This window comes from Curtobacterium sp. CFBP9011, from assembly GCF_034045095.1.
Lineage (GTDB): Bacteria > Actinomycetota > Actinomycetes > Actinomycetales > Microbacteriaceae > Curtobacterium.
In genome coordinates this window covers 611,471-637,072 of sequence record NZ_JAXCWN010000002.1, presented here as the reverse complement: position 1 = coordinate 637,072, position 25,602 = coordinate 611,471, and the positions used below count along the sequence as shown (strand labels likewise).

At 73.4% G+C, this 25,602-nt stretch carries 28 protein-coding genes; 16 read left to right on the top strand and 12 right to left on the bottom strand.

The genetic code is table 11. From position 1 onward, the window contains the following. The 3 genes from SOM35_RS07260 to SOM35_RS07250 all read left to right on the top strand — a co-directional run. Nucleotides 1-358: fatty acid desaturase family protein (locus tag SOM35_RS07260; protein WP_320514893.1), on the top strand; the 358-nt coding region annotated here is incomplete at its 5' end. A gap of 43 nt (nucleotides 359-401) precedes the next feature. Next, nucleotides 402-884 (top strand): GNAT family N-acetyltransferase, encoded by a 483-nt coding sequence (locus SOM35_RS07255; RefSeq protein WP_320514892.1) that lies wholly within the window; start codon nucleotides 402-404, stop codon nucleotides 882-884. Nucleotides 885-918: 34 nt separating this feature from the next. Beyond that, nucleotides 919-1,074, top strand: coding sequence for a hypothetical protein (locus tag SOM35_RS07250; RefSeq protein WP_320514891.1), 156 nt, complete (start codon nucleotides 919-921; stop codon nucleotides 1,072-1,074). A 30-nt stretch (nucleotides 1,075-1,104) separates the two neighbouring features. Here SOM35_RS07250 and SOM35_RS07245 read toward each other — a convergent pair whose 3' ends face one another. Continuing rightward, nucleotides 1,105-2,214 carry a hypothetical protein gene (locus tag SOM35_RS07245; protein WP_320514890.1) on the bottom strand — a complete coding sequence of 370 codons (1,110 nt, stop codon included), beginning with the start codon at nucleotides 2,212-2,214 and terminating at the stop codon, nucleotides 1,105-1,107. Between the two features lie 115 nt (nucleotides 2,215-2,329). On the opposite strand from SOM35_RS07245, the gene SOM35_RS07240 reads away from it, so the two are divergent. Next, the gene (locus SOM35_RS07240; protein WP_320514889.1) at nucleotides 2,330-3,091 is read left to right on the top strand and encodes an SDR family NAD(P)-dependent oxidoreductase; all 762 of its coding nucleotides are present in this window, start codon (nucleotides 2,330-2,332) and stop codon (nucleotides 3,089-3,091) included. After that, on the top strand, nucleotides 3,088-4,257 hold the full coding sequence (locus tag SOM35_RS07235; protein WP_320514888.1) for a low temperature requirement protein A: 1,170 nt from the start codon (nucleotides 3,088-3,090) through the stop codon (nucleotides 4,255-4,257). The genes SOM35_RS07240 and SOM35_RS07235 overlap by 4 nt, the downstream gene beginning before the upstream one ends. A gap of 82 nt (nucleotides 4,258-4,339) precedes the next feature. Here the strand turns inward: SOM35_RS07235 and SOM35_RS07230 are convergent, their stop codons facing one another. The 3 genes from SOM35_RS07230 to SOM35_RS07220 all read right to left on the bottom strand — a co-directional run bounded on the left by SOM35_RS07230 (nucleotide 4,340) and on the right by SOM35_RS07220 (nucleotide 7,390). Beyond that, a complete protein-coding gene (locus SOM35_RS07230) occupies nucleotides 4,340-5,557 on the bottom strand; it encodes an APC family permease (RefSeq protein WP_320514909.1) in 1,218 nt (405 codons plus the stop codon). Nucleotides 5,558-5,648: 91 nt separating this feature from the next. Next, entirely contained in the window at nucleotides 5,649-6,110 is a 462-nt protein-coding gene (locus SOM35_RS07225) for a BLUF domain-containing protein (protein ID WP_253462817.1), read from the bottom strand. 134 nt (nucleotides 6,111-6,244) lie between these two features. Continuing rightward, a complete protein-coding gene (locus SOM35_RS07220; RefSeq protein WP_320514887.1) occupies nucleotides 6,245-7,390 on the bottom strand; it encodes an AI-2E family transporter in 1,146 nt (381 codons plus the stop codon). A gap of 155 nt (nucleotides 7,391-7,545) precedes the next feature. Between SOM35_RS07220 and SOM35_RS07215 the strand changes: the two genes are divergently transcribed. The 3 genes from SOM35_RS07215 (at nucleotide 7,546) to SOM35_RS07205 (ending at nucleotide 11,682) form a co-directional block, all read left to right on the top strand. After that, nucleotides 7,546-9,603, top strand: coding sequence for an acyltransferase family protein (locus SOM35_RS07215; RefSeq protein WP_320514886.1), 2,058 nt, complete (start codon nucleotides 7,546-7,548; stop codon nucleotides 9,601-9,603). A gap of 61 nt (nucleotides 9,604-9,664) precedes the next feature. Further along, a complete protein-coding gene (locus tag SOM35_RS07210) occupies nucleotides 9,665-10,624 on the top strand; it encodes an SDR family NAD(P)-dependent oxidoreductase (protein ID WP_111073241.1) in 960 nt (319 codons plus the stop codon). Between the two features lie 56 nt (nucleotides 10,625-10,680). After that, complete coding sequence (locus tag SOM35_RS07205) at nucleotides 10,681-11,682, top strand: DUF1963 domain-containing protein (RefSeq protein ID WP_320514885.1); 1,002 nt, start codon at nucleotides 10,681-10,683, stop codon at nucleotides 11,680-11,682. On the opposite strand, the gene SOM35_RS07200 is transcribed toward SOM35_RS07205, so the two are convergent. Next, nucleotides 11,679-12,398, bottom strand: a complete 720-nt coding sequence (locus SOM35_RS07200; RefSeq protein ID WP_320514884.1) for a serine/threonine-protein kinase — start codon at nucleotides 12,396-12,398, stop codon at nucleotides 11,679-11,681. The two genes, SOM35_RS07205 and SOM35_RS07200, sit on opposite strands and share 4 nt — an antisense overlap. A gap of 56 nt (nucleotides 12,399-12,454) precedes the next feature. Between SOM35_RS07200 and SOM35_RS07195 the strand changes: the two genes are divergently transcribed. Continuing rightward, complete coding sequence (locus tag SOM35_RS07195; RefSeq protein ID WP_320514883.1) at nucleotides 12,455-13,105, top strand: copper resistance CopC family protein; 651 nt, start codon at nucleotides 12,455-12,457, stop codon at nucleotides 13,103-13,105. 4 nt (nucleotides 13,106-13,109) lie between these two features. Here the strand turns inward: SOM35_RS07195 and SOM35_RS07190 are convergent, their stop codons facing one another. The 4 genes from SOM35_RS07190 to SOM35_RS07175 form a co-directional block, all read right to left on the bottom strand. After that, on the bottom strand, nucleotides 13,110-13,766 hold the full coding sequence (locus SOM35_RS07190; protein WP_320514882.1) for a hypothetical protein: 657 nt from the start codon (nucleotides 13,764-13,766) through the stop codon (nucleotides 13,110-13,112). A gap of 98 nt (nucleotides 13,767-13,864) precedes the next feature. Then, on the bottom strand, nucleotides 13,865-14,290 hold the full coding sequence (locus tag SOM35_RS07185) for a RidA family protein (protein WP_320514881.1): 426 nt from the start codon (nucleotides 14,288-14,290) through the stop codon (nucleotides 13,865-13,867). Then, complete coding sequence (locus SOM35_RS07180; protein WP_320514880.1) at nucleotides 14,287-14,724, bottom strand: HIT family protein; 438 nt, start codon at nucleotides 14,722-14,724, stop codon at nucleotides 14,287-14,289. The genes SOM35_RS07185 and SOM35_RS07180 overlap by 4 nt, the downstream gene beginning before the upstream one ends. After that, entirely contained in the window at nucleotides 14,721-15,233 is a 513-nt protein-coding gene (locus tag SOM35_RS07175) for a heme-degrading domain-containing protein (RefSeq protein WP_320514879.1), read from the bottom strand. The genes SOM35_RS07180 and SOM35_RS07175 overlap by 4 nt, the downstream gene beginning before the upstream one ends. Nucleotides 15,234-15,297: 64 nt before the next feature. Here SOM35_RS07175 and SOM35_RS07170 point away from each other — a divergent pair, with 64 nt between their 5' ends. Continuing rightward, nucleotides 15,298-16,782 (top strand): reverse transcriptase family protein, encoded by a 1,485-nt coding sequence (locus SOM35_RS07170; protein WP_320514878.1) that lies wholly within the window; start codon nucleotides 15,298-15,300, stop codon nucleotides 16,780-16,782. 11 nt (nucleotides 16,783-16,793) lie between these two features. On the opposite strand, the gene SOM35_RS07165 is transcribed toward SOM35_RS07170, so the two are convergent. After that, nucleotides 16,794-17,762 (bottom strand): acetylxylan esterase, encoded by a 969-nt coding sequence (locus SOM35_RS07165; RefSeq protein WP_320514877.1) that lies wholly within the window; start codon nucleotides 17,760-17,762, stop codon nucleotides 16,794-16,796. Nucleotides 17,763-17,931: 169 nt separating this feature from the next. Here SOM35_RS07165 and SOM35_RS07160 point away from each other — a divergent pair, with 169 nt between their 5' ends. The 4 genes from SOM35_RS07160 (at nucleotide 17,932) to SOM35_RS07145 (ending at nucleotide 20,537) form a co-directional block, all read left to right on the top strand. Next, on the top strand, nucleotides 17,932-18,117 hold the full coding sequence (locus tag SOM35_RS07160; protein WP_320514876.1) for a zinc transporter permease: 186 nt from the start codon (nucleotides 17,932-17,934) through the stop codon (nucleotides 18,115-18,117). A 172-nt stretch (nucleotides 18,118-18,289) separates the two neighbouring features. Continuing rightward, nucleotides 18,290-18,841, top strand: a complete 552-nt coding sequence (locus tag SOM35_RS07155; protein ID WP_320514875.1) for a hypothetical protein — start codon at nucleotides 18,290-18,292, stop codon at nucleotides 18,839-18,841. After that, nucleotides 18,828-19,508: an RES family NAD+ phosphorylase gene (locus SOM35_RS07150; protein ID WP_320514874.1), complete on the top strand. Its 681-nt coding sequence runs from the start codon at nucleotides 18,828-18,830 to the stop codon at nucleotides 19,506-19,508. The genes SOM35_RS07155 and SOM35_RS07150 overlap by 14 nt, the downstream gene beginning before the upstream one ends. A 48-nt stretch (nucleotides 19,509-19,556) precedes the next feature. Then, nucleotides 19,557-20,537, top strand: a complete 981-nt coding sequence (locus tag SOM35_RS07145; RefSeq protein WP_320514873.1) for a hypothetical protein — start codon at nucleotides 19,557-19,559, stop codon at nucleotides 20,535-20,537. A 22-nt stretch (nucleotides 20,538-20,559) separates the two neighbouring features. Here the strand turns inward: SOM35_RS07145 and SOM35_RS07140 are convergent, their stop codons facing one another. Next, entirely contained in the window at nucleotides 20,560-21,135 is a 576-nt protein-coding gene (locus SOM35_RS07140; protein ID WP_320514872.1) for a GIY-YIG nuclease family protein, read from the bottom strand. A 56-nt stretch (nucleotides 21,136-21,191) separates the two neighbouring features. Then, nucleotides 21,192-22,037 carry a siderophore-interacting protein gene (locus SOM35_RS07135; RefSeq protein ID WP_320514871.1) on the bottom strand — a complete coding sequence of 282 codons (846 nt, stop codon included), beginning with the start codon at nucleotides 22,035-22,037 and terminating at the stop codon, nucleotides 21,192-21,194. A gap of 76 nt (nucleotides 22,038-22,113) precedes the next feature. Here SOM35_RS07135 and SOM35_RS07130 point away from each other — a divergent pair, with 76 nt between their 5' ends. Together SOM35_RS07130 and SOM35_RS07125 are read left to right on the top strand one after the other, a co-directional pair. After that, nucleotides 22,114-22,782, top strand: coding sequence for a biliverdin-producing heme oxygenase (locus SOM35_RS07130; protein ID WP_221850725.1), 669 nt, complete (start codon nucleotides 22,114-22,116; stop codon nucleotides 22,780-22,782). Between the two features lie 114 nt (nucleotides 22,783-22,896). Beyond that, the gene (locus SOM35_RS07125; protein ID WP_320514870.1) at nucleotides 22,897-25,554 is read left to right on the top strand and encodes a phosphoenolpyruvate carboxylase; all 2,658 of its coding nucleotides are present in this window, start codon (nucleotides 22,897-22,899) and stop codon (nucleotides 25,552-25,554) included. The last annotated feature ends 48 nt before the right edge of the window (nucleotides 25,555-25,602 follow it).

Sequence of the window (25,602 nt, the reverse complement as noted above, 5' to 3'; positions counted from 1 at the left end):
CGCCTCGTTCGCCCCGAACCACAAGGGCATGCCGACGATCGCCCACGACGCCAAGGTCGACTTCTTCTCCCGCCAGGTCCGCACCTCGCGCAACATCCGTGGCGGCTGGTGGGTGTCGTTCCTGATGGGTGGCCTGAACTACCAGGTCGAGCACCACCTGTTCCCCTCGATGCCCCGCCCGGCGCTGAAGCAGGCACGCCTGCTGGTCCGCGACCACTGCGACAGCCTCGACGTGCCCTACACCGAGACCACCCTGCTGCGCTCGTACGGCATCGTCGTCGCCTACCTCAACCGCGTCGGTCTCGCAGCACGTGACCCCTTCACCTGCCCGATGGTGTCGCAGCTCCGCATCAACTGACCGCAGCCGGGCAGGAGCCGGACGACCGAGGGAAGATCACTGCATGGTCCTCTCCCCGGTCTCCGGCACCGACGTCGAGCAGCTGCGATCGTTCCTCCGCGGCAGCGACCTGACCCTCGCCGGACTCGACGACGAGTCGGTCCGGCTGTGGGTGGAACGCGACCCCGACGGCACGGTCGTCGGCAGTACCGGGTACGAGTGCAGCGCCGACGGCCGGGACGTCCTCGTCCGCAGTGTCGCGGTCGCAGCAGGACGGCGTTCGGCCGGTGCCGGGACACGCCTGGCACGGTTCGCGCTGGATCGGGCGGCAGACGACGGCGCGGAGCGTGCCTGGTTGTTCTCCCGGCGGTCCGGCCCGTTCTGGCAGGGCCTCGGGTTCGTGTCGGCAGACCGGCAGGCGCTCGTCGCGGCCCTGCCGGAGACGCAGCAGGTGCGCCTGTTCCTGACGACGGGCCAGCTGGACCGGGAGGTCGCGTGGACACGTCCGCTCGACCGGGGACTACCGGGCGCACCGGCGCAGCACTAGCGTGATCCCGAGACGTGGGGGAGGCGCCTTGTTGATGATGCTGTTGTTCCCGATCGGGGTGATCGGGACGATCCTGCTGCTCGCGCTGGCGGTGCGCGGATCGACGCAGAAGAGCCCGACCCAGGAACGCCAGGACGCGGAGTGGCGTGCTCGTCGTGCGGACCGCAAGCGGGCTCGTTCCCGTTCCTGAGCAGGCCCCGAGCAGCCGGTCGCCGCCGCATCAGGTGCGGACCCACCTCGGCTCGTCGTCCTCGTCCTCGTCCTCGGCGGAGCGCAGCTGCCACCGCTCCGCATCCGGCTCGATCACGATGTCGTCGGTCAGCCAGAACGTCTCGTCCGGTGCCCACCCGGCGAGCACCGTCGCACCGCCGTCGACGTCGATCGCCCGACCGGCTGCGGCGAGGTAGCCCTGCACGGACACGTGCACGGCGTCGTGGTCCGCCGCGACGGCCGCGTAGTCGGGGAGGAACCAGTGCTCGTCGCGCCCGGTCGACTCCCACCACTCCCGCCGTCGTGCCCACCGCACCGACATCGGGTAGCGCTCGACCAGGCGCGCCCAGTCCGCGGCGCCGTGCACCTCGAACACCCGGGCGCCGGCTGGCGGCTGCAGGGATCGGAGCAGGACCTCGTCGTCGCCGAAGGAGTCCTCGACCAGGGTCGACCCGGACGAGCCGAGGCCGTCGATGCGCCGCGTCGACGACGGCAGGATCGCTGCTCCGCCGGGCTCGTCACCGAACTCGTGGGGCGTCGACCACCAAACGCCACCAGTGGCGTCCGCCACGGGCCCGTCGACGCGGGATCGTCCTTCACCGGCGACGACGTAGCGCCGCCACCGGTCGAGCACCTCGGCCACCGACCGCGCGGACGCGACGACCTCCGGCACACCGTTCCGCACCGGCTGCGTCACCCACTGCGCCGTCCGGTCGACGTCCGTGCCCCACCACGCGGCGGACGGGGAGGCGACGACTGCCTCAGCCACAGTCCGGAGTGCGTTCCGCACGGCCGGGAGGCCCGTGATCGCGTCCTCGACGAACGGTGGCTGCCACGGCATCGCCGACTCGACCGTGTGCTCCAGTACGGGGAGCAACCGCAGCGGATGCGTCCAGGCGGCCAGCTGGCTCGTGTCCACGCTCGACAGGACGGCGGCGAGGGCGTCGGCGGCGTCCTGCTCCGGCCGGAGGTCGGCGAGCAGCCCGTATCTCGCGGTGAGCGGGTCGAGGAGCGCACCGACGGCCCGGTCCACGCCCGCGTCGAGCCCGGCGGCCACGGCGAGGCAGAGGGTTCGGAACCGGGGACCATCGAGGAGTTCGTCGAGCGTCGTCTGCTGCACCACCGGATCCTTCCACGCCCGGGCCGTCTGCAGGAGGATGGCAGCGGCGACGACGCTGGTCGCGCCTCCCGTCCGTGCCGACGACGACCGCCGGCCGACCCGCGAAGGACACCCCATGCAGCCCTCTTCCCTGACCGGATCCGTCGCCCTGGTGACCGCGGCATCCCGCGGCATCGGCCGTGCCGTCGCGCTCGACCTGGCGGCCCACGGGGCGGACGTCGCGCTCGGGGTCCGCGACCCGGAGGCAGCGGCGGGCCTGGCCGACGAGATCCGCGGGACGGGCCGACGCGTGGTGGTCGTGCCGATGGACGTCACGGACCTGCCCTCCTGCCGGGCCGCGGTGGACGCCGTCGTCGCGGAGCTCGGGAGGATCGACGTGCTCGTCAACAACGCCGGCGGCGGCATCGTCGAGGACGCCCTCGACGTGACCGAGGAGCACTTCGACACGGTGTGGGCGCTCACCACGAAGTCGACGTTCTTCATCTCGCAGTACGTGGCCGAGCACATGCAGACCGCGGGCGGCGGGTCGATCGTGAACATCGCCTCCCAGGCGGGGCTCGTGGCGCTGCCCGGGGAGTCCGTCTACTGCCTGAGCAAGGCCGCGGTGATCCACCTGACCAAGTGCCTGGCCGTGGAGTGGGGGCAGTACGGCATCCGCGTGAACGCCGTCGCGCCGACCTTCATCGAGACCGACGGCACCGCTCCGGCGTTGTCCGACGACGCGTTCCGGGCCGACACGGTGGAGCGCATCGCGGCGCTGCACCGGATCGGCCAGCCCGAGGAGGTCGCTGCTGCGGTGACGTTCCTGGCGGGCCCGGGTGCATCGCTCGTCACCGGGACGGCGCTGCCGATCGACGGGGGCTGGACCGCTCGATGACGATCGGACTGCGCCGGATGGCACCGCGCGACCCTGCGCAACGACATCGGGCCGCGACGCCGCTGGAACTGCTGTTCGACCTGGTGTTCGTCGTCGCGGTCGGTCTGGCGGCGACGAACCTGCACGAGATCGAGGCCGGGGGACACCTGGCGTCCGCCGTGTTCTCGTACTGCCTGGTGTTCTTCTCGATCTGGTGGGCCTGGGTGAACTTCACCTGGTTCGCGACCTCGTTCGACACCGACGACTGGCTCTACCGCGTGATGACGGTCGTGCAGATGGCCGGGGTGCTGGTGCTCGCCGCGGGGGTGCACGACGCGATGGTCGACGGTGACTTCACCATCGGCATCATCGGGTACGTCCTGATGCGCCTGGCGCTCGTCGGACAGTGGATCCGCGCCGCGGTCTCGTCGCCGCGGTACCGGCGGACCGCGTTGCGCTACGCGGTCGGGGTCGTCCTCGTGCAGGTCCTGTGGGTGGCCTCCCTCGCGCTGCCGCTCGAGTTCCGCCCGGTCGCGACGCCGTTCCTCATCCTCGCCGAGGTCCTGGTGCCGGTGTGGGCGGAGACCGGCGCCGAGACGACCCAGTGGCACACCCACCACCTGGCGGAGCGGTACTCGCTGTTCACGCTGATCGTCCTCGGTGAGGGGCTGGTCGCCTCGGCGAACGCGGTGATCGACGCCCTGGCGCACACCGAGCACCTCGGCTCCCTGCTGACCCTCGCCGCCTGCGGGCTCGTGATCACGGTCGGCATGTGGTGGATCTACTTCTCGCGGGAGCAGCACGACCACATCCGCTCCCTGCCGACGGCACTGCTGTTCGGGTACGGCCACTACGTCGTCTTCGCCGCCGCCGGTGCCCTGCCGGCTGGCATCGAGGTCGCCGTGCAGGCCGATGCGGGACACGGCGGGCTGACCGACGCGGCGGTCGCCGCGACCGTCGCCGTCCCGGTCGCCCTGTTCGTGCTGTCGATCTGGTGGTTGGCGATCCGCCCGTCCCTGCCACTGCGCGTGAACGTGCTGGTGGTCGCCCTCACCCTGGCCGTCGTCGCGTCGATCGCGCTGCCGGCGGTGTCGCTCCCGCTGACCGCGGTGCTCGTCGTCGCGGTGGTCGTGACGCTCGAGGTCGCGTCGTCGTTCGGCGGCCATCGCGACCGCCCGGAGGCCTGACCCTCGACGTCGTCAGCCCGTCAGCCCGCCAGCCCGTCAGCCCTCAGCCCGTCAGCCCTCAGCCCGTCAGGCCGTCAGCCGCTCAGGCACGGGTGTCGGACGCCAGGGCGATCCGGACACCGCGGTACGCCAACCCGATCATGGTCACCACGACCCCGCCGACGATCGAGGGCACCGGCAACGCCGCCACGAGGACGACACACCCGACCGCTCCACCGACGGCCAGGAGGCGCGGGTACCGCCGGTCACGTCGCTCCTGCGTCAGGGCGGCCGTGTTCGCGACGAAGTAGTACAGCAGCACCCCGAAGGACGAGAACCCGATCGCCCCGCGCAGGTCGGTCACGGCGACGACGAAACACACGACCAGGCCGAGGACGACCTCGGCACGAGCGGGGACGGACGTCCGCGGGTCCACGGCGGCGAACCACCCCGGCAGGTCGCGGTTCCGCGCCATCGCCAGGCTCGTCCTTCCGATGCCGGCGATCATCGCCAGCAGTGCGCCGAGCGCTGCGGCAGCCGCTCCGATCTGCACGACCACTCCGGCCCACGGCTGCCCGGCCGTGGCGACGACGGACCGGAGCGGCGCACCGGACGCGGCCGTGCCTCCCGGCCCGAGTGCGTGCAGCGTGGCGACCGCGACCAGTGCGTAGACGACGAGGGTGATGCCGAGGGCGGTGGTGATCGCGCGGGGGATGGTGCGGACAGGGTCGATGACCTCTTCGCCGAGGGTCGCGATGCGGGCGTACCCGGCGAAGGCGAAGAACAGGAACCCGGCGGCTTGCAGGACCCCGACGGGCGTCGGCGCCGGGGCGGGGTCGTCCACGGTCGGTCCGGTGTGGGTGAGCCCGATGACGACCACGACCGTCAGGGCGACGAGCGCGACCGTGACGAGGACGCGGGTGAGGAACGCCGTCCGGGTGATGCCCGACGTGTTGACGACCGTGAGGGCGAGGACCGCGACGATCGCGACGGGCCTCTGCCACGGTTCGGGGACCAGGTACGCGGCGACGGTCATCGCCATCGCCGCAGAACTGGCGGTCTTGCCGATGACGAACCCCCACCCGGCGGTGAAACCGGCCCAGGGACCGAGGCGTTCGCGTCCGGAGATGTACGCCCCACCGGATGTCGTGTACTGCGCTGCGAGCTGCGCAGAGGACGTGGCGTTGCAGAAGGCGATGACGCCCGCGAGCAGCAGCGCGACGAGCATCGCACGGCCGGCGACGGCTGCCGCGGGCGCGAACGCCGCGAACACGCCGGCACCGATCATCGAGCCGAGCCCGATGAGGACGGCGTCGTGCATGCGCAGACGTCGGGCGAGGGCACCGGTCGCGGAAGAGCTCACCCCGGCATCCTGACCGGGTCAGGTGAACAGCGCGGAGCCCCCAGCCAGCTCAGGCCGCGTGCCGGCCGAGCGACACCGACTCGAGCGGCGTGTCCAGCAGCTGTCGGCCGCGGAACCAACGCAGCAGCCAGTCCGCCGGCGACCCGGACAGCCCCGCCGGCAGACCACCGCGTCGCTGCAGGAAGTCACTGGACCCGGGCTCGTCACGCAGCTCGGCATCGGACGGGTTGCCGAACGCCATCGACCAGCCGTCGAACCGACGGGTGTCGATGTCCTCGCGGCTCAGCGAGCGGACGTCCCGGTGCCGGGGGTCGTGCTGGATCGCGGCGAACCGGTCCTCGACGCTCCACGCCGGACCCTCGAGGACCTGCATGAAGCGGCCGTCCTTGGCCACGAGCAGTCCGGAGACACCGAGGGCGTCGTTCTTCAGGCGGGCGTCCCGCAGCAGGTCGACGAGCTGGGCGTCGGTGAGGTCGTCGACGGCGACGGACATGTAGACGAGGGAGAGCACGATCCACGATCCCTCGCGTCCGGTGCGACGGTCAACCGTGGCCGCCACGCGGATCCGGATACCGCACTCCCGGCGGTCCCGACCCGGAGCCGGACGGGAGGCGCGGGTCGGCACCGCCCCGCGCCTCCCGTCCGTCAGCCGGTCCCGACCGACACCGTCTCCCGACGCTTCTGCCGCCACGGCTCCGCCGGACGGTCCTCGCCGTCCCACACCTGCACCACACCCCACACCGCTGCGACGAGCGGCACGGCGACGATCGCCCCGGTCACGCCCGCGACCACGGTGCCGGCCGTCAGCGCGACCAGGACCACGAGTCCGTGCAACTGCAGCGACCGGCCCATGAGCACCGGCTGCAGGAAGTTGCCTTCGACCTGGTTCACCACCACGACGATGACGACGACCGCCAGGGCCTGCCACGGCCCCAGGGTGACGAGCGTCACCAGCGCTGCCAGGAGCCCGATGATCGGCGCACCGATCATCGGGATGAACGACGTCACGAAGGCCACCACCGCGAGCGGGACGGCCAACGGCACCCCGAGCAGGAGCAGCGCGGACCCGATCGCGATCCCGTCGAACGTGGCGATCGCCGCCTTCCCCCGCACGTAGCCACCCAGGGTCGACACCACCCGGTCCCCGATGCGCCGCGCCCGCTCGTACGACGCCCCCGTGAACGGGCGGAGCAGGAACTCCCACAGCGCCGGACCGTCCTTGACGAAGAAGAACAGGATGACCGCGGTCAACACCGAGCCGGTCACGAACGTCGTCAGCGCGGACAGGCCCGCCAACGCCCCCGCACCGAAGCGGGAACTCGTCACGAAGCCGACGGCCGTGTCCACGAACTGGTCGATCTGCCGGTCCGTGATCGTCACCGGCAGGTGCTGCACCCGGTCGTGCAGCTGCTGCAACCCGTCCACCGCGGACTCGCGCAACGCCGGCATCTGCTGCGACACCGCCGCCACGAGCAACCACCCGATCGCGGTCAGGACCGCCAGGACCGCCACGAAGCACACCAGGGTCGCGACCAACGACGGCACCCCGTGTCGATGCAGCCACCCCGCCATCGGGTACATGGCCGACGCGATGATCAGCGCCAACAGCACCGGGATCGTCACCACACCGACCTGGGACAGGGCGGTCACCAGGACGCCCAGGACGATCAGCACCCCGATGACCTGGAAACACCGGACCGCCAGACGGCCGAAGCCGTCCGACCAGGGTGACCGACGTCCGGGGACTGCGTCCGGGGTCGTCGACGACGAGGCGTGGCGGAGGAAGGGCATGGCGCTCCGGACGATCAGCGCGGCACGACGACGGAGCCGTGCCGCTGCAGGTGGACGGGCGACGGCAGCGACGACCCGCCCCGACCGTACCGGACCCGGAGGGCGCCGCGACCACGTCCCCTGCCGTTCACCCTGCCTGCCTACCGTCACCCCTGATGCCGCCGCAGCACACCCCCTTCCGCACCGACGTCCACGCCGTCCGCGCCGTGGCCGTCGTGCTCGTGCTCGGGTACCACCTCGACCTCGGCTGGCTGCGCGGCGGTTTCGTCGGGGTCGACGCGTTCTTCGTCGTCTCCGGGTTCCTCATCACCGGGCAACTCGTCCGCCAGCTCCGCGACACCGGACACATCGACCTCCCCGCCTTCTGGGCCCGCCGAGCACGCCGACTCGCCCCCGCCGCACTGCTCGTCCTCGCCACCACCGCGACCGCCGCCGTGCTGCTCACCCCGCGCGAGGACTGGCCCACCCTCGGCACCCAGCTCGCCGCCAGCGCCCTCGCCGTCGAGAACTGGGCACTCGCCGCGTCCAGCACCGACTACCTGGCCGCCGGGGACCCGTCCACCCCGTTCGAACACTTCTGGTCCCTCGGGGTCGAGGAGCAGTTCTACCTCCTGTGGCCCCTGCTGCTCCTCGCCGTGTGGTGGGCCGCCCGACGACGTCGCGGCATGACCCGAGGAGTCCGCGAACGCGCCGTCCTCGTCACCGTCCTGGTCGTCATCGCCGCCTCCCTCACCTGCTCGGTCGTGCTCACCGCCACCGACCCCGCACCCGCCTACTTCTGGCCGCACACCCGGGCGTGGGAGTTCGGCGTCGGTGCGCTCCTCGCCCTCGCCCCGGGCGTCCTGCCCGGATCGCCCCGGGTCCGGGCCGCGCTCGCCGGCACCGGCTGGCTCGGTCTCGTCGCCTGCGGACTCCTCCTCACCCCGGCGGTCCCGTACCCGGGGACCGCCGCCGTCCTGCCCGTCGCGGCCACCGCCCTCGTCATCGCGGGACGGACCGAGACCGGCGTCCTCGGCCGTGCCACGGGCCTCCCGCCCGTCCGTTGGCTCGGCCGCGTCTCGTACCCGCTCTACCTCTGGCACTGGCCGGTCGCCCTCCTGCTCCCACGGGTCCTCGACCTGCCCACCCCGGCGCGCGTCGCCGTCACGGTCGCCCTCGCCGCCGCGCTCGCGCACCTCACGACCGTCCTCGTCGAACGACCCGTCACGGTCGGGAGGCTCGCCCGCCTCCGCCCGCGCGTCACCCTGGCCGTCGTGGCCGCGGCCACCGCCCTCGTCCTCGTCGTCCCCGCCGTCGGGTGGGGCGCCGTCACCGCGCAGCTCGGGGCGGACCGCGCCCTCGCCGCCGAACTCAGCACCGACGGGGACCGGTGCTGGGGAGCCGCCGCCATCGCCCCCGGCAGCGGGTGCGCCGTCGTCGGGGACCCCCGGCGCGGCACGACCCCGTCGACGATGACCGCCGCCTACGACGTCGACCCCACGTGGGACGACTGCCAGGCCGAGGCGACCGATGCCCGCAGCTGCGTCGTCGGCGTCCGCGGCGGCACCCGCGTCGCGCTCATCGGGGACTCGCACGCCCACCAGTGGTCCTCCGCCCTCATCACCCTCGCCGAGCAGCGGGGGTGGGAGCTGCACTTGATGGTGAAGGGCGGGTGCGAGTTCTCCCACGTCCGCTGGAGCGACGTCTCCGCCGCCGACGACCGACGCTGCGGCGCCTGGAACCGGGCCGTCGACTGGTCACTCGCCGCCTCCGCGCCCTACTCGCTGGTGTTCACGTCCTCCCGCGCCGACCTCCGGGGTGCACCCGTGGGGACGGACCCGGTGCGGAGCGCGCTCGACGGGTACCGGGCCTCCTGGCAGCCGCTCATCGACCGCGGGGCGAGGATCGTCGCCATCCCGGACACCCCGGCTGCCGGTAGCGGCGTGCAGCACTGCGTCGACACGCACCCGGGCGACCCCGGAGCCTGCCGGATCAGCACCGACCGGGCCTTCGCCGCGGGGGACCGGCTGGTCGCGGCAGCACGGGCGACGCCGGGCGCGGTCGTGGCGGAGATGACGCCGTCGTTCTGTGCCGATGGGACCTGCCCGGCGGTGATCGGCAACGTGTTGGTCTACCGGGACTCGCAGCACCTCACCCGCACCTACGTGAGCACGCTCGTCGGGGCGCTCGGTCGGCGGACGGACGCGGCGCTCCGCGCTGCCCGCGAGCCCTGAGGTGCTGCGGCCTGGGGACGGGGCTGTGCCCGCGGACAGAGCGGCCGGGTAGTCAGGACGCATGGGTCATCGTTTCCGCGGCAAGGTCGTCGTCATCACCGGAGCATCGAGCGGCATCGGCCGAGCCGCTGCGCACGAGTTCGCCAAGCAGGGCGCCACGCTCGTCCTCGCCGCACGCGGGAAGGAGAGCCTGGAGGCCGCCGCCGCCGAGTGCCGTGCGCTCGGTGCCGAAGCCGTCGCGATCCCCACCGACGTCGCCGAGGAGCGGCAGGTCAACGACCTCGTCGCCACCGTCACCGCCCGCTTCGGCCGCATCGACGTGTTCGTCGGCAACGCGGCGCTCTTCGTGTACGGCCTGTTCGAGCAGACGCCGACCGAGGCCTTCAAGCGGGTCGTCGACACGAACCTGCACGGCCACGTCCACGCCGTGAAGGCGCTGCTGCCGCACTGGAAGCAGCGCGGCAAGGGCACCTACGTCCTGGTCGGGTCGATCCAGTCGCTGCTCTCGGCGCCGTACCAGTCGGCGTACGTCACGAGCAAGCACGCCGCCCTCGGGCTGATCGACGTCCTGGCCGACGAGCACCAGGGCACCGGCATCCGGTTCGGCGCGGTCCTGCCGTCGACGATCGACACCCCGATCTACCAGAACGGCGCGAACTACACCGACAAGGCCTCGCACCCGCTGCCGCCGACCGTCTCGGTGCAACGTGCTGCGAAGGCCGTCGTCGCGCAGGCCGTGCACCCGAAGCGGAACCGCTACGTCGGTCGTCTGCAGGCCACGTTCGTCATCGCCGAGTTCGTCGTGCCGTGGCTGTTCCACCGGATCACGACGCCCGCGGTGGAGGTCTTCGCGCTCCGCGGACACCAGGCACCGACGGACGGCAACCTCTACGCGCCGAACGACGCCGGCAACGCCACCGACGGCGGCTGGGTCGCGAAGCGCCGCCGGGTCACCCGGCCGCTCGTGTGGCTCGGTCTCGCCGGCCTCGTGACGCTCGTCGTGCGGCGCGGCCGGCGCTGACGTCGCTGCCCCTCCCGATCCCGGTACTCTGCTGAGATCGGGCGGGAGGGGCACTGATGGACGGTCACGAGGCGCAGGCGGGCGAGTTCCACGAACGGGATCCGGGCGGGTCGGCCTGGACGGCGGTCCTGGTCCTCGCATGGACGGTGTTCGGGCTGGGCTTCCTGGCGCTCGCGATCTGGTGGAACGCCTTCGAGCTCGTGGACGTCGGACCGTCGTTCGGCCGTGCCGCGCTCGTCGCGCTGCCGCCCCTGGTCGTTCTGCACCTGGTGCACTGGGCCGTCCGGCGTCGGGCCGCCCGTCGAGCGGCCGACGCGGTCCACGCTGCCGTCCCGACCGTCGCGGGTCCGCCGACGTCGCGGCCCGCAGCAGCGTCGGGGTCGTCGACGACGCCGATCGCCACTGACCGCCCACCCGCTGCCGGCGACGCTCGCGCGACGGCCGCGGCCCTCGAGGCCGGCGCGATCGCGGTCCTCGGCGCCTACCGCTCCACGGTCCCCGCGCCGATCGCAGCGACCCGGATCGGCGGCCTGCCCGCGGTGCCCGAGGACTTCGAGTGGCCCGAGTGCCGGCACCACGGCGAACCGATGCAGTTCACCGCGCAGATCGAACACGAGGGTGCCCTCGTCAGTGTCTTCGTCTGCCAGTTCGATCCCGGCACGTGCGCCTCGTGGGAGGCGGACTCCGGGGCCAACGCGGCCTTCGTGTTCTCCGGTCGGGACCTCCGGCTCGCCGAGTACCCGGCGTCGCCGCACGGGGACCCCGACGACCCGGAACCGGCCTGGCCGCCGGTCACCGACGACGAGTACCTGCTCGGGCTCGCTGCGGCGACCACCCCGTCGGACGAGGACGAGCAGCTCGGGGTGCCCGACGACGTCTGGTTCGCCGGGCAGTACGGCGGGGAGCCCGACTGGATCCAGGACGACGAGACCCCCGACGGCCTGCGCTTCGTCGCCTCGATCGAGTCCGGTCCGCTTGAGTTCGACTTCGGTGACGGCGGGTCCGCCTACGTGTTCTCGGACGGGCAGCGGGCCGCGGTCCTCTGGCAGTGCTCCTAGGCCTTCCGCCGGCCTTCCTCGTCCAGGGCCCGGGCCTCGTCCCCGGCCCGCTCCAGCGCAGCGTCGGCGTCCACCGACAGGACGGATGCGGCCGGCAGCAGCGGCGGACGGCTGCGGGGCGCGGGGGAGCCACCGAAGGTCCACTCGCCGCCGAGCAGGAACGACCGGTCCGGTTCCGCGAGGGCCAGTGCCTGCGCCAGGTCCGTGAGCGGCGAGACCGGTGCCCCCTCGGACGGCTCGTCCCAGTTCGATGCCTCGCGGCGGACCTCGTCGCCGTACTGTTCGACGTCCTCGGCATCACCCCAGGACATGGTGACGAGTTGGTCCAGTGCCAGGTGCACGACGGCGTGCTCGGTCCGCTCGGCGACCGAGGCCACGTCCGCCAGGAAGGCACGGGCGGGCTCGTCGACCTCGGGCCAGGCCGCGGCGACGGCCGGCAGCCGACGTTCGAACGCACCACGGGCCTCCCGCCAGTCGATGACGACGTCGGTGACCGACGCGTCCGGCTCGTCGCCGTGCTCGACCGCGGTCCGGAGCCGCGCGAGGTGGGCGTCCCATGTCGCCGTGGGGACGAGGCCGACCCAGAGGAACGGCAGGACGTTCTGCACGTCCCACGTGCCGGTGGTCGCCGTCAGGTCCTCCGTCGCGGCCGCGGTCACCGCCCGTGCCTCGTCGGCCGAGCCCGGACGGATGAGCAGTGTCAGCTGGTTCCCCATCCGTCGGACACTACCGGCGGCCCGGGCGCTCATCCGCCCACCCGTAGGGTCGAGTCGTGTCATCGACCGCCAGCAGCAGCAGCCGTACCCGGACCACGCCGACCCTTCGCCGCGCGCTCGGCTCACTGGTCGGTCTCGCCACCGTCCTCGCCGGCCTCGCGACCGCGGCACCGGCATCGGCTCACTCCGGCCTCACCGGCAGCACGCCGGCCGAGGGTGCCGTCGTGACGAGCGACCTGCGCCAGGTGGACCTGACGTTCACCGAGGCGCCCCTCGCCGGACTCGACGCGGGCCTCCGCATCGAGGTCCGCGACCAGGCCGGCCAGGACGAGTCGACCGGGGACGTCACCGTCGCCGGAACGACCATGTCGAAGCCGGTGGACCTGTCCGCCGGACCGCACACGGTGCTCTGGCGGTACGTCTCGCCGGACGGCCACCCGATCGACGGGCAGGTCGCGTTCACGGTGCAGGCGGCGGAGACCCCGACGGCCTCACCGACCGCGACACCGAGCCGGGAGGGCCGTGGGTCCTCCGACACGTCGGTCACGGCGACGCCCACCCCGGTCGCGGGCGTCGCCGACGGGACCGCCGCCGACGCGTCGCCAGGCGCACTGCCGTGGGTGGTCGGCGGGGTGGTCCTCGTCGTCGTCCTCGGCGGCGTCGCGGTCGTGGCGAGCCGCCGCCGCGCTGCCCCGGCCGAGGACTGACCGGTCAGTTCGCCAGGTCGTCCAACCAGTTCGACCGCAGCCGGAGTGCCCGCTCGATGCTCCCGGCGACCGCCGCGACCCCGGCCGCGATGTTGACGACGAGCGGGATCTCGATCGCCAGTTCGAACGCGCCCACGGCCTGTTCGACCGGCGGGATCGCCGTGATGCCCTCGAGCAACTGGGGCACGGCGAGCCCCACACCCGCCAGCACGACCAGGGTCGACGTGGTGCCGATCGTCCGACTCAGTCCGGGGTGCTCGGCCGCCAGGCGGGCTCGGCGGCCCTCGGCGCTCCCGGGGAGCGGCGTCAGTTGGCGCGCCTCGCCCGTGGCGGCGACGAAGTGGCACCGACGCAGCCCGAAGGTGCCGACGGCGACCTCGATGTGACCCCCGGGGACCGGGAACCGCGTCGGGAGCGACGAGAGTGCGAGCAGTCGGCCGTCGCGGTACAGCCGGGCGCGGACGGCGCCGTCGTCACGGTCGCCCAGGTGGTTCACGTCGACCGTGTAGCTCGCCGTCAGCGTGGTGCCCGGGTCGGTCAGGTCGATCTGGAACAGCGACCGGGTCGCCACCTGCCACCAGCGCAGCGGCCGGAGCGGCTCCCCGTTGCCCTTGCGCACGCGCCGTTCCCGTCGGCGGTCGCGCCACCCGTCGTTCCCCATCGGCCCCCGCCTCCGCCCGTGGCGCTCTCGGCGCCGCCGTCACCGCTGTCGGGCACGCGACTGCGGACCGACTGGTGCGACCAGTGTCGCAGGCCGTGTCAGTGGGCGTCGAGGACCGCGGCCACCGCCTCCACCTCGACCAGCTGGTCGTCGTACCCGAGGACGGTGACGCCGAGCAGCGTGCTCGGGACGTCGTGCTCGCCGAACGCGTCACGCACGACCCGCCAGGCGGTGACCAGATCCGCCTGCCGCGACGACGCCACGAGCACGCGGGTGCTGATCACGTCCGTCAGGCGCGCGTCGGCATCCGCCAGTGCCTGCCGGAGGTTCGCGATGCACTGCGCGGCCTGCGCCGCGTGGTCGCCCGGGGCGACGGTCCTGCCGTCCTCATCCAGCGGGCACGACCCGGCCAGGAAGACGAGTCGGGCGTCGGCCTGCGCCGTCGCGGCGTGCGCGTACTCCGCCGGGCTGAGCACGCTGGAGCGGATCAGCTCGACGGCGCCGGGCCGTCCGCCGACCGTCACTCGAACATGTCCGCGAGCATCGCTGTCGCGTCCCCGTCCACCACGTGGGCGGACCGCGCCTCCGGCCAGCGCAGGACCCCGTCGTCCGGCCAGCACGGGACCACGTGGAGGTGCAGGTGCGGCACGCTCTGCCCCGCGTCCGCCCCGGTCGCGCTGAGCACGACGACCCCGGTCGCCCCGAGCGCCGCACGCATCGCCCGCCCGACCCGTTGCGCGAGCAGGTTCGTCGCCCGCAGCGCGTCCGGGGAGACGTCCAGCAGGCCCGTGGCGTGCTCGCGCGGGACCACCAGCGTGTGTCCCGGGGCGAGTTCCGACTCGGGCAGCGGCCGGAACGCGACGGCGTCCGGCTCGCGCTCGACCCAGGCCGTGCCCTGGTCGTCGTGCTCGATGAGGTGGCAGAAGACGCAGTCGTCCGGGAGGCCCACCCCCGTCACGCGCGCTCGTCCCGTCGTGCGCGGTGTGCGCGCAGGGCCTCGACCACGAGCGCGTGGTCGTCGTGCATCTCGAGGCCGCTGACACCGACCGCTCCGACGAGGGCGCCGCGGACGAGCAGCGGGAACCCGCCGCCGGCCGCCTGGTACTGCCGGGGGTCGAGCGCCGCGGCCTCGTCGAACGAGGACCCGCCGAGCTCGTACTGCGTCCGCACCGCCAGGGTGCTGTGCGCGAAGTGACGGACGACGCGGAACTTCCGGTCGAGCCAGGCGTCGTTGACCGCCGCGGACCCGGGCGTCGCGGCGTGGAAGACCCGCTGCTCACCGAAGGACACCGCGAAGCCCACGCCGAGACCGCGTTCGAGAGCGGTCGACCGCAACCACGTCCCCACCGCCCAGGCGTCGTCGAGGTCGAACGCATCGTGGTCGAGTTCGCGCTCCTCGGCCAGCAGCACGGCGAGCTTCTCGTCGGTCGGCAGGTCGCGGTAGCGGGCTCCGGTGGTGTCGGGCATGGTGCTCCTCACAGGGACGGCGGTGTCGCTCGTCACGGTAGCGGCTTCCTCCTATGGTGGGCACGTGGAGTTCCCGGGGGAGGCGGACGGCGCGCGTGACGCGTCGACCTCTCCGGGGTCACCCCGGGGCACGCAGTACCAGCAGGACCACACGCCCCGAGAGGCTCGGCGCGCTCCGCGCGCTCGCCCTCACGGAGGCACCGACAGGTCCCCCGGGAACCCCACGCCCCTCGACGTCGTCGCCACCGCGCTGGCCGACGCGTTCCTCGCCTCGGGCGGGTGGGACGCCGACCACCTGACCGCCGCCGGGTACGACGTCCTCGGCCTGGAGCGTGCGTACGTGGGACTGGCGGTCCGGGCGGCGCTCGAGACGTACCCACGGCCTCCCGTCGGTGCGCCGCGTCAGCTGGCCGCGGTGCTGGCCGGGTCCCCGCCGCTGGTGCGGCTGCACGACGCGCGGCGCGACCGCCGACCGGTGCGGGTGCTGCTCCGCCGCGCGGTCGCGGTGCAGGCGGTCCCGACCGTGTCGAGCCGCCTGCTCGTCGACACGCTGCCCGAGCTCGCGCGGGAACTCGACGTGACCGTCGGGCGGCTGCTCTGGCTCGCCGACACCCGCGGCTGGAACCGGCGCCCGGGCCCGTCGAGCCCGCTGCACCACCACCGTCACGAATGGGTGCGACGGCCCGGACGGACCCCGCGGCTGCTCGAGAAGCCGATGGACCTGCTCCGTCGGACGCAGCGCACCGTGCTCGACGAGTTGCTCGCGGTCCTGCCCGTGCACGACGCGGCGCACGGGTTCGTCCCCGGTCGCAGCGTCGTCACGGGCGCCGCAGTGCACGTCGGTCAGCCGGTCGTGGTGTCGGCGGACCTCACCACGTTCTTCGCGAGCGTCCGGGCGCAGTCGGTGTACGGGGTGTTCCGGAGCGCCGGGTTCGCCGAACCGCTCGCACACGTCCTCACCGGCCTCTGCACGCACCGGGTGCCGGTGCACGTCCTCACCGCGATGCCGGCCGGTGGTGACGCGGACGAGCGGGGTGCGCTCCGTCGGGTGCTCGCCGACTCGCACCTGCCGCAGGGGGCACCGACCTCGCCGGCGTTGGCGAACACCGTGCTGCGAAACCTCGACGCGCGGCTGGCGGGCTGGGCGGCATCGGTCGGTGCCGCGTACACGCGGTACGCCGACGACCTGACGTTCAGCGGCGGTGGCGAGCTGGCACGACGACCGGACGCGTTCCTCCGTGGTGTCGAGCGGATCGTCTCCGACCAGGGGTACAGGCTCAACGCCCGGAAGACCCGGGTCCGCCGTGCCGCTGTCCGTCAGTCGGTGACCGGCGTCGTCGTCAACGAGCGGACCGCTCCCGGCCGCCGCGAGGTCGACCGGCTGCACGCGATCCTGCACAACTGCGTCGTGCACGGTCCGGCGTCGCAGGACCGCGGCGGGCACGCGGACTTCCGAGCGCACCTGCTCGGCCGGATCGGCTGGGTCGCCCAGGTGCACCCGGCGCGGGCCCTCCGGCTGCGCGAGGAGTTCGACCGCATCGCCTGGTGACGAGGGACGCGTCAGCCGAACAGCTCGCGCAGCCGGGGGAGCGTGTCGGCGTCCTCGTGCGGACCGCCGCCCTCGTGGCCGTTGTACTCCCAGACGGTGATCTCCTTCGGCCCCGCCCACGCGTTGTACGCGGCGTACACGGTCGACGGTGGGCAGATCGGGTCCATCAGCGCGACCGAGAACCACGCCGGGGCGGTCGCGCGGGCCGCGTGCAGCACCCCGTCGAAGTACGCGAGCGTGCCGAAGACCCGGTCCGTCGCGGTGCGGTGCGTCGCCAGGTAGTCGACCAGCTCGTGGTACGGGTAGGCGTCGGTGATCTGTGTCGCGTGCCGGTGGTCGCACAGGAACGGCACGCGCGGGAAGACCCCGGCCAGCCCCTCGACCAGACCGGCGACGGCGATCGCCAGCCCGCCGCCCTGGCTGCCGCCGAGGACCGCGATCCGGTCGCTGTCGATCAGGTCGAGGTCGCGTGCGGCATCCACGGCACGGACGGCGTCGGTGGTCAGGCGCCGGTAGTAGTAGGTCTCGGGGGACTCGATCCCGCGCGTCATGACCCCGGGGATCGCGGGCCCGGTGCCGTCCGGGTCGGGAGTGTCGCCGGTCGCCCAGCCCGAGCCCTGGCCGCGGGTGTCCATGAGCAGGTGCGCGACGCCGGCTGAGGCCCAGAGCAGCCGCTCGGTGGGCAGGCCGCGACCGCCGCCGTAGCCGATGTACTCGACGACAGCGGGGAGCGGTGCGTCGGCGCTGCTGCCGGCGGGGACGGTGAGCCACGCGGCGATGCGCTGCCCGTCCCACCCGGCGAACGAGACGTCGTAGGTGTCGACGGTGGTCAGGCCCGTGTCGACCCGGTCGGCCTGCACGGCGATCGGGTGTTCGCGCGCGGCGGTGAGGGTGCGTCGCCAGAAGTCGTCGAAGTCGTCCGGTTCGGCGACGCTGCCGCGGTACGAGGTGAGGTCGGGTCCGGTGATGTCGGTGTACACGTTCCGACCCTGGCACGGCGTCCCGCTCGGCGGAAGGTGACCGCTGTGGATCGGATGGGATGGGATCAGACCGCGAGCGTCGGCTGAGCGTCCACTCGGGCCACTGCCGGATCCGCCCGACGTCCCCTACGCTGCACCTGAGAACCGATCTCACGAAAGGACGGCAACCATGACCGACACCACCCCCGAGACGCCCCAGGCCGACGAGCACCGCATCGCCGAACACGGCGTGGCCGAGCACGACCACGAGCAGGACGGCGGCGAGCACGCGCAGGTCGAGCACGGCGACCACGTCGACTTCGTGCACGACGGCCACCGCCACGCACGTCACGAGGACCACTACGACGAGCACTGATCCTCGCTGGTGACGCCCGGCGCTGATCGTGGCGCGGGCGCCTGCCGGACGGGAGGCGCGGTGCCGGACCGGTGCCGCGCCTCCCGTCCGGTGTGGGTGCCGTCAGGTGTGGTTGACGCGGTTGTCGATGGGCGAGTACCGTCAGGTTGACACGGTTGACGAGAGGGGTCCGATGGAATCGACACTGCACCGCACGCGATCCGCGGCCGAGGACCTGAGCCCGGCCGAGTCCGCGCTGCTGCAGGCACTGACCGAGCGGATCCGTCTCGGTGAGGCGGACGCCGCCCTCACCGACACCGCGGACGTCGATGCGTTGGCCGAGCGGATGCTCGCCGCGCTGCCGACCGTCAAGCACGAGACCGACGCGCTGATCGGGCCGTTCTACGACACCGCTTCACTGGCGAACTGGCGGGGCGTCACCCGGCAGGCGATCCACAAGGCGACCCAGAAGCGCGACCTGATCGGGCTGAAGATCGGCGACGGCACCCGGGTGTTCCCCGCGTTCCAGTTCGGTCGGACCGGGACACCGCTGCCGCATCTGCGCGACGTGCTCGACCTCATCGACCGCGACGCCATCGACCCCTGGGGCAGTGCGCTCTGGCTCAACACGGTCGCCGACGAGTTCGGCGGGACGACCGCCGCGCAGGCACTCCGCGACGGGCGGGTCGAACCGGTCCTGATCGCCGCTCGCCGAGCCGCCCACGCCTGGCATGCCGACGCCTGAGCGGGAACCGGCGCGGACCGACGTCGCGCAGCAGCCACCGGCCGACGACCTCGACCTGACCGGCTTCCCGGCTGCCGAGTCGCGCGGAACGACGTTCTACCGGGCCAAGCGGCACGACCGCGGGGCGTGGTGGTTCGCATCGACACCCGCCGACGCCGACGGCGTGGACGGCGGCCGGTTCGACCTCGCCGACCCGCGGGGCACCTGCTACTGGGCGGACTCGGTCGAGGTCGCGGTGCGCGAACGGCTCGCCCACCACACGCTCACCACGAACACCGTGTTCGCCGCACGGGCGCGCGAGATGGTCGTCGTGGCGGCACGGGCCTCCCGGGGGCGACGCTTCGCCGACGTCACGGACCCGGCAGCCGTGCGGTCGGGGGTCGGGGCGGAACTGCAGACGATGGGGGACTACCGCGTCCCCCAGGCCTGGGCCCGGGCGTTCGATGCGTCCGGGTTCGCCGGCGTCCGCTACAGCACCCGGTTCACCAGCGCCGCCGCAGCCAATGCCTGGGCGGTGTTCGGCGACGCCGGCATCCCGCGCAAGCCCCGGCCGGAGCGGGTCCACCGGGACGGCATCGCCGCGTGTCGGGAGTCCGGCATCCGGGTGCTCGAAGACGGCGCACAGGCCGGACCGGAGCGGTTCACGTTCGTCACGCCGCCGCGCTGAGGGACACCGCTCCCGCTGCTGTCGGTGGCTCGTCCTACCGTGCGGGTCGTGGCCGAACCAGTGGATGCGTGGTGGCGCCGGCGACAGTGGTCGCGCGGTGTCCCGGTGCCGTACGCCGTCGGCGAGTTCCGCGCTGAGTGGGCGTCGTGGCCCGTCCTGGTCCGGCAGTACCACCCGGACTGGAACGCGGGCGTCGTCCTGACCCAGATCCCGCCGGCCGCCGACGTGCTGCTGACGTGGGAGTGCGACGTCGGTCACGTCTTCGTCGCCACCCCCAGCGAGCAGCGGTCCCGTCCTGGTCGTGAGCGCCGTCGGTCCGTCTGGTGCCCGGAGTGCGCCGTCCTCGCCCAGCCGCAGCGGTGGCCGGTGCTGCCCGAGGACTGGCCGTCCGCCGTCCCGGTCCCGCAGCGCGCCGTGCGGTCGAGCGGGCGACAGACCCTGCCCGCCGCGCCCGCTCGGGGACTGCCGGGAGGCGCGGTCGCCTCGTCGCGCCGGACGCCCGCCCGCACGCGCACCGGCAGCACGGCCGGCCGCGGGCGCAGTACCCGGACGGCCGCGCCCCGGACGATCTGCCCGAAGACCCCGCGGCTGCCGTCGGGGGAGTCGTTCGTCAGCCAGTGCGCGCCGGCGCCGGCCTCCGCGGTCGAAGCCGAGCTCCGCGCCGGGCTGCGCGCCCGCCTGGACCTGACGTTCGAGCACACCGCGATCCGCCTGGACCGGCCGTTCCACGAGCACGTCGAGGTCTGGCCGGACATCATCCTGCCGGAGCTGCGCGTCGCGATCGAGTACGACTCCACCGGCCGGCACGGGCTCGAGCACGTGGGTTCGCGCGAGGAGTCCGACCGCCGGAAGGACCGCGCCACCCGGGCCGTCGGGTGGGAGGTCGTCCGGATCCGCACGGGTCGGCTGCCCGTCCTCGGCCCGTGGGACCTGCAGGAGTCCGGGGTGTCGGGCCGCACGATCGACCGGCTCGTGGACGTCCTCCGCGAGATCCGCGGCCCGCTGTTCGTCGACGCCTACGCGCGCTGACGGGCGTCCGTCCGGGCCCGGCTCAGCCCCGGAGCGCCAGCGCCTCGCTCATCCACCGCGTGTGCAGCGCCCACGGGTCCGGCACACCGGCGGCCACGACGTCGATGTGCGCCAGCAGCTCCGGCGTCACCCGGAACCACTCGGTGCCCGGGTACCGCGAGGCGGCGAACTCCGCGTGCCGCTGCCGCTCGAGGGAACGGTCACCGCGCTCGAACCCGAGCAGGTCCTGGTGGGCGATCCGACCGAGGCGCTGCCGCGGGTTCGCGGTCGTACCGATCTTGACCCGGTCGCCGGTGTCGTCGCGCATCCGCAGGTAGTACACGACGTCGACCCGCGGTGCGCCGAGCTCACCGTCCGGCACGTCCCCGAAGCGCCACTCGCAGACGGCGCAGACCGAGCCGGACGGGAACCGCACCCCGATCCGGCCGCCGCAGACCAAGCACGGCCCGGGCAAGAGGTCCTCGACCCCGACGTGCTCGGCCGCGAACTCGGCGACCAGCGTGACGTGTCCGGTGCACAGCGGCACCGGGGCCTCGGGGGAGACCGCTGCCGTGCAGCCGGGGATGCAGCAGCGCGCGGGACTCTCCGACCGGACCATGCGCGGCACGCTACCGACGGCCACCGACGCCGCCGGGTCGGTGGGCACTGCCGGGCTCAGTCCTCGAAGACCACGCCGATCGGTTCGCGCTTCTCCTCCTGGAACCGGTCCTCGGCGCGTCCGAGCGCCCAGTACGCCGACAGCGACAGGTCGGCCTTCTCGAGCCCCCAGTCGTCCTGCAGCACCCGACGGATCGCCTTCACCGCGGCCCGCTCGCCGTGCGCGAAGACCCTCACCGCTCGGGAGGGACGGGGCAGCTCCCGGGTCGCGGCCAGCAGCAGCGTGCCCGGCTCGGCACCCGCCGCGTCGCGGTGCAGCCAGCGCAGCTCGACGCCGGCCGGGTGCACGAGCGGCTGTTCGTCGGCGGGGCCGGCCACCTCGACCAGGGCGACACCCGTGGCGGACGGGAGCATGGCCTCCAGGGCGGCGCCGATCGCGGGCAGGGCGCTGTCGTCACCGAGCAGCACGTGGGTGACCTCGGGGTCCGTGGAGGGTGCCCAGCCGCCGCCCGGACCGGACAGCGCGATGCGGTCGCCGGGGCGGGCCGCCGCGGCCCACGGTCCGGCGAGGCCGTCGGTGCCGTGCACGACGAAGTCGATCGCGATGGTCCGGGTGACGGGGTCGACGGCGCGGACGGTGTAGGTGCGGCGAGCGGGCAGGTCCGACTTCGGCATCGTGGCGCGGAGGGCGTCGAGGTCGTAGGGCGGCTGCAGGCCGGTACCCGGCTTCGGCAGCATGAGCTTGACGTACTTGTCGGTGGTCGCCAGGCGTTCGGGGTCGGCGGACTCGACGAACGCGTCGTACCCGGGGCCGCCGAGGTGGACGCGGACCATGTGCGGGCTGAGGCGCTCGGTGCGGTCGACGACCAGGACGTGCTGCGGGCGGTTCGGCTTCGGGCTCATCGTCGGACGAGCCTCCTTTCCTGGGTCTTCCCGCCGGAGGGTGACGACGGACACCTTGTGAGGTTAGCCTCACCTCATGAGCACGAACGTCGTCCCGTTCTCCGAGGCCCTGCGGGTCCGGACACGGCGCTCGCACGGGGTCACGGCCGGCCACGGCTTCATGCACGACCTGGCGGAGGGCCGGTGTGACGTCGCCGACTACGCGACGCTCCTCGGGCAGTACGCCTTCGTCTACGACGCGCTCGAGTGCGCAGCCGACCGGATGGCCGACCACCCGGTCGCCGCCCCGTTCGTGACCAGCCGACTCACGCGCATGCCGGGCATCCGCGCGGACCTGGAGTTCCTGGTCGGCCCGGACTGGGACGAGCTGCTCACCCCGCTGCCCGCCACGACGGCGTACGTCCGGCGACTCAACGAGGTCGCGGCGACGTGGCCCGGCGGGTTCGTCGCCCACCACTACACGCGCTACCTCGGCGACCTGACCGGCGGTCACGCCATCGGACGCCTGCTCGCCGACCAGTTCGGGTTCGAGACCAACGGCGTCCTGCTCTGGATCTTCGACCAGGTCGCCGACCCCGCCGCGTTCACCGACACGTACCGCGCCGAACTCGACGCGGCGCCGTGGAGCGACGACGAGCGGGAGCGCGTGATCGCGGAGGTGGAGCTGGCCTACCGGCTCGACGCCGGGCTGCTCGCCGCGGTGGACGGGATGCGTCTGCCGTCCGCCCTCGCCGACCCGGCCTGAGCGCGAGTCGCGACGGTCCCAGCAGGCCGTCCGGACGGTCGTCGTCACGTGACGTCGGCGCCCGGTACGCTGCTGCCACGCCGGGACAGCCCGGACCGACCCGGGAAGGACGAGATGACGGCGATCGACGGTTCGACGCGCTTCGGACGCGCGCGTGACGACGTCAGCGGAGCGGTCGACAGCGACCTGCGTGCTGACGTGCGGTACCTCGGCAACCTGCTCGGACGGGTGCTCCGCGAGACCGGCGGTGACGACCTGCTGCGCGACGTCGAGTCGCTGCGCCAGGCGGTGATCGACGCGTACGAGGGCACCGACGAGGACGGCGCCACCCGCGCCGAAGCGGTGGTGGCCACGTTCTCCGCCGAGCGTGCCGAAGAGGTCGCCCGGGCGTTCACCTCGTACTTCCACCTGGTCAACCTGGCCGAGGAGCACCACCGCGTCCGGGTCCTCCGTGCCCGCGGGGACGACGGCGGCCAGCCGGGGGACTCGTTCCCCGCCACGTTCGTCGAGCTCGTCGAGCAGGTCGGCGCCGACGAGGCCGCTGCCCGGCTCGAGGGCCTGCGGTTCCACCCGGTCCTCACCGCGCACCCGACCGAGGCCCGCCGTCGTGCGGTGACCACGGGCGTCCGCCGCATCACCGACCTCATCGACGAGCGCGACCGCACGAAGAACGCGACCGCCCGCGCCGAGAACGAGCGCCGTCTGCTCGAGGAGATCGCGACGCTCCTGCGTACCTCGCCGCTCCGCACCACCCGGCCGACCCCGCTCGACGAGGTCCGCACCGCGATGAGCGTGTTCGACCAGACCCTGTTCGAGATCGTGCCGCAGGTGTACCGGCTGCTCGACGACCGGCTGCAGGGCGACGACGCCGGCCGTGCCCCGGTGCAGGCTCCGGCGTTCGTGCGCTTCGGCACCTGGATCGGCGGCGACCGCGACGGCAACCCGCACGTCACCGCCGACGTCACGCGCCAGGCCGCCGAGATCGCGGCTGAGCACATCCTGCTCGGGCTGACCCGGGCCGCGACCCGCATCGGCAGCGCCCTGACCCTCGACGCCGACCACACCCCGGGGGACGCCGGCCTCACCGCGCTGGTCGCCGCGCAGGAGTCCTTGGACCCCGACGTCGCCGAGCGCATCGGCATCCGTGCGCCCACCGAGACCCACCGCCGCGCGCTGCTGTTCATCGCCGCCCGCATCGACGCGACCCGTCGCGACGACCGACCGCTGGCGTACCGCGGCCCGGACGAGCTCCTCGCCGACCTGCACGTGGTGCAGGCGTCACTGACGGCCGCCGGGGCGCTCCGTGCCGCGAACGGCGAGCTGCAGAACCTCGTGTGGCAGGTCGAGACGTTCGGGTTCCACCTGGCCGAACTCGAGATCCGCCAGCACTCCCAGGTGCACCGCACCGCCCTCGCCGAGATCCGTGCCGGTGGTGCCCTGAGCGAGATGACCGAGGAGGTCCTCGCCGTCTTCCGCACCATCGCCGACCTGCAGCGCCGCTACGGCGTCCGGTCGGCCAGCCGGTACATCGTGTCGTTCACCCAGTCCGCCGAGGACCTGGCGAACGTGCACGAACTCGCCGTCGCCGCACTCGGGTCGGTCGAAGCCGCCCCGGTGCTCGACGTCATCCCGCTGTTCGAGACCTTCGCCGACCTGCACGCCAGCGTCGACATCCTCGACGAAGCCGTCCGCACCGAGCCGTTCCAGCGTCGCCTCGGTGCGACCGGGCGCCGGCTCGAGGTCATGCTCGGCTACTCGGACTCCTCGAAGGACGTCGGCCCGGTGTCGGCGAACCTGGCGCTCTACGACGCCCAGGCCCGGATCGCGTCCTGGGCGGCGGAGCAGGACGTCGAGCTGACGCTGTTCCACGGCCGCGGCGGCTCCCTCGGCCGCGGCGGCGGTCCGGCGAACGAAGCCGTGCTCGCGCAGCCGCCGGGGTCCATCGACGGCCGCCTGAAGCTCACCGAGCAGGGTGAGGTCATCTTCGCCCAGTACGGCGACCAGGACATCGCGGCCCGCCACCTGGAGCAGATGGCCTCGGCCACGCTCTTCGCGTCGTCGCCCTCGAACGAGGCTCGCACCGCCGTCGCCGCCGAGCGCTTCGCCGACCTGGCGCAGCAGCTCGACGACGTGTCCCGCGCGGCGTTCTACGACCTGGTCAAGGCCGACGGCTTCGCCCCGTGGTTCGCCCGCGTCACCCCGATGGAGGAGCTCGGGCTGCTGCCGCTCGGGTCCCGTCCGGCCCGCCGTGGTCTCAGCGTCGAGTCGCTCGAGGACCTCCGGGCGATCCCGTGGGTGTTCTCGTGGACGCAGGCCCGGATCAACCTGGCCGGCTGGTACGGCCTGGGTTCGGCGCTCGAAGCGGTCGGTGACCTCGACCTGCTCCGCACCGCGGCCGCCGAGTGGCCCCTCTTCGCGGCGCTGATCAAGAACGTCGAGATGTCGCTCGCGAAGACCGATGTCCAGATCGCCCGTCGGTACCTCGAGCTCGCGGACCGCGACGACCTCGGTCGCAAGGTCCTGGACGAGATGGATCGGACCCGCTCGTGGGTCCTCCTGATCAGCGGCGCCGAGGACGTGCTCGAGGACCGGCCCGTGCTCGCGCGCGCCGTCCGACTGCGCTCCCCGTACGTCGACGCCCTGTCGCACCTGCAGCTGCGCGCGCTCCGGGCGATCCGGTCGTCCGGCAGTTCCGACACCACCGACGGCGACCACCGGCTGCTCCTGCTGACGGTGAACGGCATCGCCGCCGGCCTGCAGAACACGGGGTGATCCCCCGGACCGGGGGCACGGACGCCAGCGCGTCCTGTTCCCCCGGTC